Origin of the sequence: Burkholderia alba, from assembly GCF_034721475.1 — a bacterium.
Classification (GTDB): Bacteria; Pseudomonadota; Gammaproteobacteria; order Burkholderiales; family Burkholderiaceae; genus Burkholderia; species Burkholderia alba.
Genome location: NZ_JAWJWL010000022.1, coordinates 94599 through 106518, shown reverse-complemented (window position 1 = coordinate 106518; position 11920 = coordinate 94599). Strand labels below are relative to the sequence as shown.

At 67.2% G+C, this 11920-nt stretch carries 10 protein-coding genes and 1 pseudogene; 10 read left to right on the top strand and 1 reads right to left on the bottom strand.

The window, feature by feature from the left end:
• Window positions 1-2: 2 nt before the first annotated feature.
• The 9 genes and pseudogenes from RZR99_RS23655 to astE all read left to right on the top strand — a co-directional run bounded on the left by RZR99_RS23655 (window position 3) and on the right by astE (window position 9968).
• The gene (locus tag RZR99_RS23655; protein ID WP_323122201.1) at window positions 3-797 is read left to right on the top strand and encodes an ABC transporter ATP-binding protein; all 795 of its coding nucleotides are present in this window, start codon (window positions 3-5) and stop codon (window positions 795-797) included.
• Between the two features lie 18 nt (window positions 798-815).
• On the top strand, window positions 816-1865 hold the full coding sequence (locus RZR99_RS23650; RefSeq protein ID WP_323122200.1) for a GlxA family transcriptional regulator: 1050 nt from the start codon (window positions 816-818) through the stop codon (window positions 1863-1865).
• Window positions 1866-1944: 79 nt separating this feature from the next.
• Window positions 1945-2022, top strand: a pseudogene (locus RZR99_RS33365) (ion transporter); the annotation flags it as partial.
• 744 nt (window positions 2023-2766) lie between these two features.
• Complete coding sequence (locus RZR99_RS23640; protein WP_323122199.1) at window positions 2767-4002, top strand: aspartate aminotransferase family protein; 1236 nt, start codon at window positions 2767-2769, stop codon at window positions 4000-4002.
• 28 nt (window positions 4003-4030) lie between these two features.
• Window positions 4031-5092: an arginine/ornithine succinyltransferase subunit alpha gene (gene aruF / locus RZR99_RS23635; protein WP_323122198.1), complete on the top strand. Its 1062-nt coding sequence runs from the start codon at window positions 4031-4033 to the stop codon at window positions 5090-5092.
• On the top strand, window positions 5089-6120 hold the full coding sequence (astA, locus tag RZR99_RS23630) for an arginine N-succinyltransferase (protein WP_323122197.1): 1032 nt from the start codon (window positions 5089-5091) through the stop codon (window positions 6118-6120). The genes aruF and astA overlap by 4 nt, the downstream gene beginning before the upstream one ends.
• A 3-nt stretch (window positions 6121-6123) precedes the next feature.
• On the top strand, window positions 6124-7587 hold the full coding sequence (astD, locus tag RZR99_RS23625) for a succinylglutamate-semialdehyde dehydrogenase (RefSeq protein WP_323122196.1): 1464 nt from the start codon (window positions 6124-6126) through the stop codon (window positions 7585-7587).
• Window positions 7588-7600: 13 nt separating this feature from the next.
• Entirely contained in the window at window positions 7601-8941 is a 1341-nt protein-coding gene (astB, locus tag RZR99_RS23620) for an N-succinylarginine dihydrolase (RefSeq protein ID WP_323122195.1), read from the top strand.
• Window positions 8925-9968, top strand: a complete 1044-nt coding sequence (astE, locus tag RZR99_RS23615; RefSeq protein WP_323122194.1) for a succinylglutamate desuccinylase — start codon at window positions 8925-8927, stop codon at window positions 9966-9968. Before astB ends, astE begins: the two co-directional genes overlap by 17 nt.
• Before the next feature lie 21 nt (window positions 9969-9989).
• Here astE and gstA read toward each other — a convergent pair whose 3' ends face one another.
• A complete protein-coding gene (gstA, locus tag RZR99_RS23610; protein WP_323122193.1) occupies window positions 9990-10601 on the bottom strand; it encodes a glutathione transferase GstA in 612 nt (203 codons plus the stop codon).
• Between the two features lie 140 nt (window positions 10602-10741).
• On the opposite strand from gstA, the gene RZR99_RS23605 reads away from it, so the two are divergent.
• Window positions 10742-11653 carry a LysR family transcriptional regulator gene (locus tag RZR99_RS23605; RefSeq protein ID WP_323122192.1) on the top strand — a complete coding sequence of 304 codons (912 nt, stop codon included), beginning with the start codon at window positions 10742-10744 and terminating at the stop codon, window positions 11651-11653.
• Window positions 11654-11920 lie beyond the last annotated feature (267 nt).

The window sequence follows — 11920 nt, the reverse complement described above, 5'->3', positions numbered from 1 at the left end:
AGTTGGCAGAGACCACGCAAATGAGCGCCGCCTGCAAGCTCGCGGCGCAGGACATCCACAAGCGCTATGGTGACAACGAGGTGTTGAAGGGCGTTTCGCTGAGCGCGAAGGCGGGCGACGTCATCAGCATCATCGGCGCGAGCGGGTCGGGCAAGAGCACGTTCCTGCGCTGCATCAATTTCCTCGAGCGGCCGAATGCGGGGCAGATCATCGTCGACGGCGAGACGGTCCGCACCAAGGCGGACAAGGCCGGCAATCTGGAAGTGGCCGACCACAAGCAGCTGCAGCGGATCCGCACGAAGTTGGCGATGGTGTTCCAGCACTTCAATTTGTGGGCGCACATGAACGTGCTCGAGAACGTGATGGAAGCGCCGGTGCACGTGCTCGGGCTGTCGAAGCGCGAAGCCGAGGAGCGGGCGCGCACCTATCTGGAGAAGGTCGGGCTGGCGCCGCGGGTCGAGAAGCAGTACCCGTCGCATCTGTCGGGCGGCCAGCAGCAGCGGGTGGCGATTGCCCGCGCGCTGGCGATGGATCCTGACGTGATGCTGTTCGACGAGCCGACGTCGGCGCTGTATCCAGAGTTGGTTGGCGAAGTGCTGAAGGTTATGCAGAAGCTGGCGGAGGAAGGCCGGACCATGATCGTCGTCACGCACGAGATGGGTTTTGCGCGCAACGTATCGAATCATGTGATGTTTCTGCATCAGGGGCGGACCGAGGAGGAGGGCGATCCGCTCGAGGTGCTGGCGCGTCCGAGGAGCGAGCGCCTGCAGCAGTTCCTGTCCGGCAGTCTCAAGTAACGGGCGGTCCGGCCGGTGGTGGTGTCGGTGACTCGTTCAGCCAGTAGTGCTGCCCGTACGACGCAGGTGGCGATCGTTGCGTTGCCGCCGGTGTCGATGTCGGGGGTGGGGCCGATCGTGGATGCGCTCAATCTGGCCAACGCAATCGACGGGCGGCTGTTGTACCGCTGGCAGGTGTGTTCGTGGGACGGGCGCGCGGTGCCGCTGGCGGGTGGTGCGCAGTGGCAGGCGGATGCGGCGTTCAACGATGCGATCGCATGTGATTGGCTGATCGTCGTGAGCGAGCGGTTCCAGCAGTTCGCGGACTACCGGATGTTTCTCGCCAGTCTCGCGCGGGTCGGGCAGCGCACGCCGCTCGTCACGGGCATTCATCATGGGGTGTGGTGGCTTGCGATGGCGGGGCAGTTGTCCGGCTATCGGGTGAGTGTGAACTGGGAGGCGTACCAGCAGTTCGCGGAGCAGTTCGAGCGATCGATCGTCACGCAGCAGATCTTCGAGATCGATCGTGATCGGGCGACGTGCGCGGGTGGGCAGGCGACGGTGGATTTCATGCTGGCGGTGATCGGGCGAGAGCACGGCCCGGAGCTGGCCGAGCGGATTGCGGATGCGCTCGGTGCGGGGACGTTGCGCAGCGGCGAGGCGCGTCAGCGGATACCGTTCGTGACGGCGCCGGGGGAGCGGCATCCGCGGTTGAACGATGCGTTGCAGCTGATGGAGGCGAATATCGAGGATCCGTTGACGACGGACGAGATCGCCGGACTGGTCGGCGTGTCGCGACGGCAGCTCGAGCGGCTGTTCAGGCAATACCTTGGGGCGATGCCTTCGAAGTATTACCTGAATCTCAGACTGCTGAAGGCGCGGACCCAGCTGCAGCGGACCAGCAAGTCGGTGGTGCAGGTCAGCCTGGCATGCGGGTTTTCTTCCGCTGCGCATTTTTCCAATGCCTATCGGGAACGGTTTGCGGTCACGCCTCGGGAGGATCGGCGAGCGTGGCTCGAGAAACAGCACGGAGGCGGAGCGGAGCCTCGGGCCGGGGCCATGGTGGAGAGGGGCGCTTCGCGGGAATGAAGGGTGGTTTTTTCGCGGGGCGATGGGTCTTGTGTTTGGTGTTGTGGTCGTTGAGCTTGTTTTCGTGTCGGTCTATTAGCGTCGCCCCTCCCCGGGGCAGGGGTCACTTTTCTTTGTCTTGCCAAAGAAAAGTAACCAAAAGAAAGGCGCTTTTCTGATCCGAGCTTAAGGTGCCCTCATCACACTGACTGGCCCAGCACCTAAGTGTCCACCACGTTCAGAACGCGGATAGGCGCGCGCAGGCACTGAGGCATCGCACCACGAAGCGGAGTGGTATGCCGCCAGTTAGCTCCATCCTCGCAAGCTCGGACGATGGGTATGTCGCTGGAGCACTAGGCTGTACGTGATATTTGCGATGTGCGGTGACAAAGCGCTGTTCGGAACGCAGAGCAGGGAAAGTGGGGCAGGTAGGTCACGCATTGCGATGGATGCAGGTGTCACAAGCGATGCCGTCAGCAGCAGGCAAGACACCCGACGTCCGAGCTTGCGAGGATGGAACTAACTGGCGGCATACCACTTTGTACCATGGTGCGATGTCACGGTGCCTGCGCGCGCCTATCCGCGTTCTGAACGTGGTGGACACTTAGGTGCTGGGCCAATTCGTTTTACGGGGGCACCGGAAGCTTGGATCAGAAAAGCGACTTTCTTTTGGTTACTTTTCTTTGGCAAGACAAAGAAAAGTGACCCCTGCCCCGGGGAGGGGCGACGCTGATAGACCGACACGAAAGCAAGCTCAACGAACAGCAAACCAAGCTCCCCAAACGGCACAGGAAACCCACCTCCCCCCATCGCCCCGCGAAAATAAACCCAAATAGCCCGCAAACCGCGTCGCAAATCCGCAAGACACCCCTTGAGCCCTTACCTAAACTTGAACCTGCTACCTCTTGAAGAAGGAACTGCCATGACGACCCCGACCGTGACCCGCCAGACTTTCGACGAAGTGATGGTGCCGGTGTTTTCTCCCGCCTCGTTCGTGCCGGATCGCGGCGAGGGCTCGCGTGTCTGGGACACGGCCGGCCGCGATTACGTCGATTTCGCCGGCGGCATCGCCGTGACGGCCCTGGGCCACGGCCACCCGGCGCTCCTCAAGGTACTCGAGGAACAGGGGGGCAAGCTCTGGCACATCGGCAACGGCTATACGAACGAACCGGTCCTGCGCCTCGCGAAACGCCTCGAGGATCTGACCTTCGCGGACCGCGCATTCTTCGCGAACTCCGGCGCGGAAGCCAACGAAGCCGCCCTCAAGCTCGCCCGCCGCGTCGCATTCGACCGCCACGGCGCCGACAAGCACGAGATCGTGTCGTTCACCCAGTCCTTCCACGGCCGTACCTTCTTCACGGTCAGCGTCGGCGGCCAGCCGAAATACTCGGAAGGCTTCGGCCCGATCCCCGGCGGCATCAAGCACCTGCCCTACAACGACATCGCCGCCGCCCAGGCGGCCATCGGCCCGCAAACCTGCGCGGTCATCGTCGAACCGGTGCAGGGCGAAGGCGGCGTGATCCCCGCCGATCCGGCGTTCCTGACAGCCCTCCGCCAAGCCTGCGACGCACACGACGCCCTGCTGATCTTCGACGAAGTGCAAACCGGCGTGGGCCGCACCGGCCACTTCTACGCCTACATGGACACGGGCGTCACCCCCGACATCCTCACGACCGCGAAAGCGCTCGGCAACGGCTTCCCGATCGGCGCCATGCTGACGACCAGCGAACTCGCCGCGCACTTCAAGGTCGGTACGCACGGCACCACCTACGGCGGCAATCCGCTCGCATCGGCCATCGCCGAGAAAGTCGTCGAACTGATCAGCGATCCCGCGCTGCTGAACGGCGTGCAGGAACGCAGCGAACGCCTGAAAACCGCGCTCGCCCGCATCAACGCCCGCTTCAACCTGTTCAAGGAAGTGCGCGGCAAGGGCCTGCTGATCGGCGCCGAACTCGTCGACGCATTCGACGGACGCGCGAAGGATTTCGTCACGGCCGCCGCCGAACACGGCGTCATCATGCTGGTGGCCGGCCCCAGCGTGCTGCGCTTCGTGCCGTCGCTGGTGATCCCGAACGACGTGCTCGACGAAGGCCTCGCCCGCTTCGAAACGGCGGTCGAGCACGTGCTCGCGGCCAGCGCCGCCTCCGCCGCGCGCTGAGCGGCGCGCTTCGCAGACAGGAACGACGATGCTATTCGTACGCCCCGGCAGGCTCGCCGATCTCGATGCCCTCGCGCACATGGCGCACACCGCGCAACCCGTGTTGCACTCGCTGCCGCACGATCGCGGCGCGCTCGAGGCGCGCGTGGCGCTGTCCGAGGATTCGTTTCGCTCGGAAGTCGACTTCCCCGGCGAGGAGTTCTATCTCTTCGTACTCGAGGACGGCACCACCGGCACACTGCTCGGCACCGCCAGCATCGTCGCGGCGGCCGGCTATTCCGAGCCGTTCTACGCGTTCCGCAACGACGCGCTGATCCACGCGTCGCGCGAGCTGCACGTGAACCGCAAGATCCACGCGCTCACGATGTCGCACGAACTCACCGGCAAGAGCCGCCTGGCCGGCTTCTACGTCGATCCGTCGCTGCGCGGCGATGCCGCCGCGCACCTGATCTCGCGCGCCCGCCTGATGTACATCGCGGCGAACCGGGCGCGCTTCACGCCCGAGGTGTTCTCGCTGCTGCTCGGCGTGACCGACGACGATGGCGCATCGCCGTTCTGGGAAGCCGTCGGCCGCAAGTTCTTCCGCCGCGATTTCGCCGACGTCGAGATCGAATCCGGCGGCAGAAGCCGCACCTTCATCGCCGAAGTGATGCCACGTTATCCGCTGTACGTGCCGCTGCTGCCGGAAGCCGCGCAACGCGTGCTCGGCGAACCGAACCGGCATGCGCTGCTTGCCTACGACATTCATCTCGAGGAAGGCTTCGAGCCGGACCGCTATGTCGACATCTTCGACGCCGGCCCGGTGCTGACCGCCCAGGTCGACCGCACCGCGTGCGTCACCCGAACCACGCTGCGCACGGTGCGGGAAGCCGAGCAGCAGCAGGGCGCCGATACCTACCTGCTGTCGAGCGGCCGCGGTGACGCGTTCCGCTGCGTGCTCGCGGATCTGCCCGCCGCGCATGACGGCACCGCGCCGCTGTCCGACGCGGTGCGTGCCGCGCTCGGCGTCGTCGCGGGCGATCCGGTGCGCTGCGTGCCGCTGCACCAGCCCGGCGGACAGCCGGCAGCCATTCAGGGAGGCACGCAATGATCGTCGTTCGGGTCGTAAAAACGGGCGACGTGGATGCGCTCGTCTCGCTCGCCCAGGAAACCGGGCCGGGCCTCACCACCTTCAAGCCCGATCGCGACGCGCTCGCGGCGCGCATCGAACGCAGCCGCCGCACGCTGGAAGGGCGCGCCTCGCCCGCCGAAGCGGGCTACTTCTTCGTCATGGAAGATTCCGCCACCGGCGACATCGCGGGCGTGTGCGGCATCGAAACGGAAGTCGGTCTCGAGCAGCCGTTCTACAACTACCGCGTGAGCACGGTCGTGCACGCGAGCCAGGATCTCGGGCTGTGGACCCGGATGTCGCTGCTGAACATCTCGCACGACCTGACGGGCTACGCGGAAGTGTGCTCGCTGTTCCTGAGCCCGCGCTACCGGACGGGCGGCGTCGGCGGCTTGCTGTCGCGCTCGCGCTTCATGTTCATCGCGCAGTTCCGCGAACGCTTCCCGGAACGCATCTGCGCGGAGCTGCGCGGGCACTTCGACGACAGCGGCACGTCGCCGTTCTGGCGCGCGCTCGGCTCGCATTTCTACCAGATCGACTTCAACGCCGCCGACTACCTCAGTTCGCACGGCCGCAAGTCGTTTCTCGCCGAACTGATGCCGCGTTTCCCCGTGTACGTCGACCTGCTGCCTCAGGAGGCGCAGGACTGCGTCGGCCTTACGCATCGCGATACGCTGCCGGCCCGCAAGATGCTCGAATCGGAAGGGCTCCGCTATCAGAACCACGTCGACATCTTCGACGCAGGCCCGGTGCTCGAATGCCACATCGCCGATCTGCGCACGGTGCGCGAAAGCGTGGTGGTGCCGGTAACCATCGGCATGCCCGATCCGCGCGACGACGCCCCGCGATCGCTCGTATCGAATACGTTGCTGGCCGATTTCCGCGTCGGGACCGCGACGGGTGTCGTCGCGCAGGGCACGTTCACGCTGAGCGCCGCCGACGCGGCCGCCCTCAACGTCGCGGCAGGCGATCCGGTACGCGTGCTGCCGCTCAAAGCCAAACAGGGATAAGTCATGACAGAACTCTTTATCGACGGCGCCTGGATCGCAGGCTCGGGTCCCGCGTTCGCATCGCGCAATCCGGGCACCGGCGAAACCGTATGGGAAGGCGCGAGCGCGTCGGCGGACGACGTCGGGCGCGCGGTCGCGAGCGCCCGGCGCGCATTCGGCGCCTGGTCGGCGCTCGATCTCGACGCGCGCTGCGCGATCGTCAAGCGCTTTGCCGCGCTGCTCGGCGAACGCAAGGAAGCGATCGCGACGATCATCGGCCGCGAAACCGGCAAGCCGCTGTGGGAAGCCCGCACGGAAGTCGCGTCGATGGCCGCGAAGGTCGACATCTCGATCCAGGCCTATCACGAGCGCACCGGCGAGAAGCGCGCGCCGATGGCGGACGGCGTGGCGGTGCTGCGGCACCGACCGCACGGCGTCGTCGCGGTGTTCGGCCCGTACAACTTCCCCGGCCATCTGCCGAACGGCCATATCGTGCCGGCGCTGATCGCCGGCAACGCGGTGGTGTTCAAGCCGTCCGAACTGGCGCCCGCGGTCGCGCGCGCGACGGTCGAAACGTGGCGGGACGCGGGCTTGCCCGACGGCGTGCTGAATCTCGTGCAGGGCGAGAAGGACACGGGTATCGCGCTCGCCAATCATCGTCAGATCGATGGCCTCTTCTTCACCGGCAGCTCCGACACCGGCACGCTGCTGCACAAGCAGTTCGGCGGCCGCCCGGAAATCGTGCTCGCGCTCGAGATGGGCGGCAACAATCCGCTCGTGATCGGCGAGGTCGAGGATCTCGACGCCGCCGTGCATCACACGATCCAGTCGGCATTCCTGTCGGCCGGGCAGCGCTGCACCTGCGCGCGCCGGATCCTCGTCCCGCGGGGCGCCTACGGCGACCGTTTCGTCGCGCGTCTCGCCGACGTGACCTCGAAGATCGAAGCCGGCGTCTACGACGCCGACCCGCAGCCGTTCATGGGCGCGGTGATCTCGGCGCGCGCGGCCGCGCGGCTCGTCGCCGCGCAAGCGCAACTGCTCGAACGCGGCGCGACGCCGATCGTCGAGATGGCGCAGCGCGATCCGCAGCTGGGGTTCGTGAACGCGGCGATCCTCGACGTGACGGAGGCGCGCGACCTGCCCGACGAGGAGCATTTCGGCCCGCTCGCGCAGATCGTCCGCTATGCGAGCTTCGATGAAGCGATCGAGCGCGCGAACGACACCGCCTACGGACTGTCCGCCGGGCTGCTGGCCGACGACGCCGAGGCGTGGGCGCATTTCCAGCGCGCCATCCGCGCGGGCATCGTCAACTGGAACCGGCCGACCAACGGCGCATCGTCGGCCGCGCCGTTCGGCGGCGCGGGGCGCTCGGGCAACCATCGGCCGAGCGCGTACTACGCCGCCGATTACTGCGCGTATCCGATGGCCTCGGTCGAGAGCGCGCAATTGCAGATGCCCGCGAGCGTGTCGCCGGGCCTTCATTTCTGACCAGGAGGCGACGATGAACGCAAGAGAAGCCAATTTCGACGGACTCGTCGGCCCGACCCACAACTACGCGGGGTTGTCGTTCGGCAATGTCGCGTCGCTCAACAACGAGAAGTCGGCCGCGAATCCGAAGGCCGCCGCGAAGCAGGGCCTGCGCAAGATGAAGCAGCTCGCCGATCTCGGTTTCGTGCAGGGCGTGCTGCCGCCGCAGGAGCGGCCGTCGCTGCGCCTGCTGCGCGAGCTGGGATTCTCGGGCAAGGACGCCGACGTGATCGCGAAGGCGGCGCGGCAGGCGCCCGAACTGCTCGCCGCGGCCAGTTCGGCGTCCGCGATGTGGACCGCGAACGCGGCCACCGTGAGTCCGTCCGCCGATACCGGCGACGGCCGCGTGCACTTCACGCCCGCCAATCTGTGCAGCAAGCTGCATCGCGCGATCGAGCACGAGGCAACGCGCCGCACGTTGTCGGCGATCTTCGCCGACGAAGCGCGCTTCGCGGTGCACGAGGCGCTGCCGGGCACGCCCGCGCTCGGCGACGAAGGCGCGGCGAACCATACGCGCTTCTGCGCGGAGTACGGCAAGCCCGGTATCGAATTCTTCGTCTACGGCCGCGCCGAATACCGCCGCGGGCCCGAGCCGAAGCGCTTCCCGGCGCGCCAGACCTTCGAGGCGAGCCGCGCGGTCGCGCAGCGTCACGGCCTGCGTGAAGAAGCAACCGTCTACGCGCAGCAGAATCCCGACGTGATCGACGCGGGGGTGTTCCATAACGACGTGATCGCCGTCGGCAACCGCGATACGCTGTTCTGCCACGAGCACGCGTTCGTCGACCGGCAGGCGATCTACGACACGCTGAGCGCGTCGCTCGGCGCGCTGGGCGCGCAACTGAACGTCATCGAAGTGCCGGACCACGCGGTGAACGTGTCCGACGCCGTCACGTCGTACCTGTTCAACAGCCAGCTGCTGACCCGCACCGACGGCACGCAGGTGCTGGTCGTGCCGCAGGAGTGCCGCGAGAACGAGCGGGTGGCCGCGTACCTCGACCATCTCGCGGCCGGCAACGGACCGATCGGCGACGTGCTGGTGTTCGATCTGCGCGAGAGCATGAAGAACGGCGGCGGCCCCGCGTGTCTGCGTCTGCGTGTCGTGCTGAACGACGCGGAACGTGCGGCGGTGACGCCGAACGTATGGATCGACGACACGCTGTTCGCATCGCTCGACGGCTGGATCGACCGGCACTACCGCGATCGGCTGGCGCCGTCGGATCTTGCCGATCCGGCGCTGTTGCTCGAGTCGCGCACCGCGCTCGACGCACTGACGCAGATCCTCGGTCTCGGCTCGCTGTATGACTTCCAGCGCTGACCGGGACGGCCGCGTCGAAGCCGCATGGCTCGACGATGCGCTCGCGCTGACCTTGCGCGGCGATGTGCCCGAGCCCCGCGCCGGCGTGTGCGCGCAGGGCGCGGTGCGCTGGACGTGGCTCGACGAAGGCTTGTTGCAGTTCGAGCCCGTCGCGCGCGCCGCGCCGGCGCCGAGCGTGCTGGTGTCGGCGGGTATTCACGGCGACGAGACCGCGCCGATCGAACTGCTGTCCCTGCTGGTGCGCGATCTTGCGCGCGGCGCGCTGCCGCTGGCGTGTCGCCTGCTGGTTGCGTTCGGCAATCCGGCTGCGATGCGCGCGGGCAGACGCTATTTGGACGACGACCTGAACCGGCTGTTCAGCGGCCGTCACGCGCAACTGGCCGCAAGCCGCGAAGCGCCGCGCGCCGCGCGGCTTGAAGCGGCCGCGGCACAATTCTTTGCCGGCGCCCCGGCGTGCTGGCACATCGACATGCATACCGCGATCCGCGCGTCGGTATTCGAGCAATTCGCGCTGCTGCCGCACACGGGCGCGGCGCCTTCTCGCGCGATGTTCGACTGGCTCGGCGACGCGCGTATCGCGGCGGTGCTGCTGCATACGGAGAAGGGCCACACGTTCACGCATTTCACCGCGGCGGCCTGCGGCGCGCAGGCCTGTACGCTGGAGCTGGGCAAGGTGATGCCGTTCGGCGAGAACGATCTCGCGCGCTTCGCGGGCGCGGACCGGGCGGTGCGGCATCGGGTGGCGGGTGCGCCGGCTGTCGCCGACGCGGTGCCGCCGCGCGTGTTTACCGTGATCGGCCAGATCACGAAGCAAAGCGAGGCGCTCGAGCTGTTCGTCGCGAAGGACGTGCCGAACTTCACGCCGTTCGCGCGCGGCACGCTGCTTGCGCGGGACGGCGCGTACCGCTATGAAGTGCGGCACGACGAGGAGCGCATCGTGTTCCCGAATCCGGCCGTCAAGCCCGGCCTGCGCGCGGGCCTGATGGTCGTCGAAACGACACGCGAGACGCTGGCCGCGCTCGCGTGATGCGATCCGGCGCGGCGGGGCTCAGCGAACCCGTCCTTCCGCCGCCAGCGCTTCGCGTACCTTGGGCCGCCCGGCCACCCGCTGCATGAACGCCTGCAGATTCGGATACGGCGACAGAGGGAGCTTCAGCATGTTCGACCAGTTCGCGACCGTGAACAGATACGCGTCGGCTACCGTGAAGCGGCCCATCAGATAATCCTGCTGCGCGAGATGCGCATCGACGGCGCGCAAGCGCTTGTCGAGCTTCTGTAGGCACGCTTCGCGCGTCGAACCGGCGGCGTCCGCGTGCCACAGCCACGGGCTGTAGGTCTTATGCAGCTCGGTGCCGATGAAGGTCAGCCATTCGATCACCCGATAGCGTTCGGCCGTACCGTGCGGCGGGATCAGCGCGTTCGCGGGAGCGAGGTCGCCGACCCGTTGCAGCAGCGCGCCGGATTCGGTGTGACGTGTGCCGTCGTCGAGTTCGAGCAGCGGCACGTAGCCGTTCGGCGACACCGCGTAGTAATCGTCGCCGCTGGCCGTGAGCTGGTGTCTGGAGAGATCGACCTTGACGCCTTCGAACGGAATGCCGCCTTCCGTCAACGCGATGCGTACCGCGAGCGAACAGGCGCCGGGAGAGAAATAGAGCTTCATGGTGTGTCGTTGTCCTGGGTTCGGGTTCGGGGCCGAATGGCCCGGGTGTTCGCGTCGCGGCGGCGGATCGGGCAGCCGCGAGGCAACGTCGCTAAAATAGCTCCCGTTTGTTCTGACGAAAATTGGCAGGGCGCCAAACGATGCGTGCGGAAATGCAATACGAACTGACGGCGGCGGATACCCAGACGGTGCTGGTGCTGGTGCGGGCCGGTTCGCTGGCGGAGGCGGCCCGCCGCCTCGGTCTCGACGCGTCGACGATTTTCCGTGCGGTGCAGCGTATCGAGCGCGGTCTCGGCCAGCGGCTGTTCGAGCGCTCGCGCAACGGCTATCGGCCGACCGAACTGGGCCGCCAGCTTGCGCAGCACGGCGAGCGGATCGAGACGGAGCTGGACGCGGCGCGCGCGGCCGCGGGGGACGGCGGCGTGCCGTCGCTGGCGGGGGCCGTGCATGTCACGACGACGGACAGCGTGCTGTCGGGCCTGCTGCTGCCGGTGCTGGCCGATCTTGCTCAGCGGCATCCGGCGCTGCGTTTCGATCTCGATACGAGCAACGGTCTCGCGAGCCTGACCCGTCGCGATGCGGATATCGCGGTGCGCGTCACGAAGCGCCCGCCCGAGCACCTGATCGGCCGCGTGCTCGGGCCGATGCGGATCGCGGTGTTCGCGTCCGCGTCGAGCGGGCTGCGGGCGGATGATCGCGCGGCGCTCGGCGGTAGCGACTGGGCCGCGCCGGATATCGCGCTGTCGAATCACCCGTCGGTGCTGTGGCGCCGCCGCCATTACCCGGAAATCGAGCCGCGCTATCGGGTCAACAGCGTGATGTCGGTGTACGAACTGGTCGCGGCAGGTCTTGCGATCGGCATCCTGCCGGTGTTTCTCGCGCGGGAGCGCCCGGAAATCCGCCAGATCACGCCGCCGCTCGACGAGAGCGAATCGCTGCTATGGGTGCTGGCGCATCCCGAGGCACGCCATCTGCCGCACGTGTCCGCCGTGTACGCGCGGCTGGCCGAGCGGTTGTCCTGCGCGCTGGCGGACGATGTCGGCGGCGCTTAGGCGCGTGCCGAACGAGAGAGCGGCGGGCTCGCGGCTTGCGGGATTGCGACATCGTCTTGCGGTTTCCGCTCGTGTGTCGGTGCAACAGTTGCATGCGCCGCAACAACCGGCCCGGATCCGCGCTCGACCGTGCAGGTGCGCGCGGGGCGGTACAATCGCGGCCTTGCGGCTGTTGCGCTGCATCACGGCCGGCCCGTGTGTTTGTCCGGAAATTCTGGCGCTGCAATGATGCGCCGGTCTGGTTGTTGACTGAATTTGATCGATCGT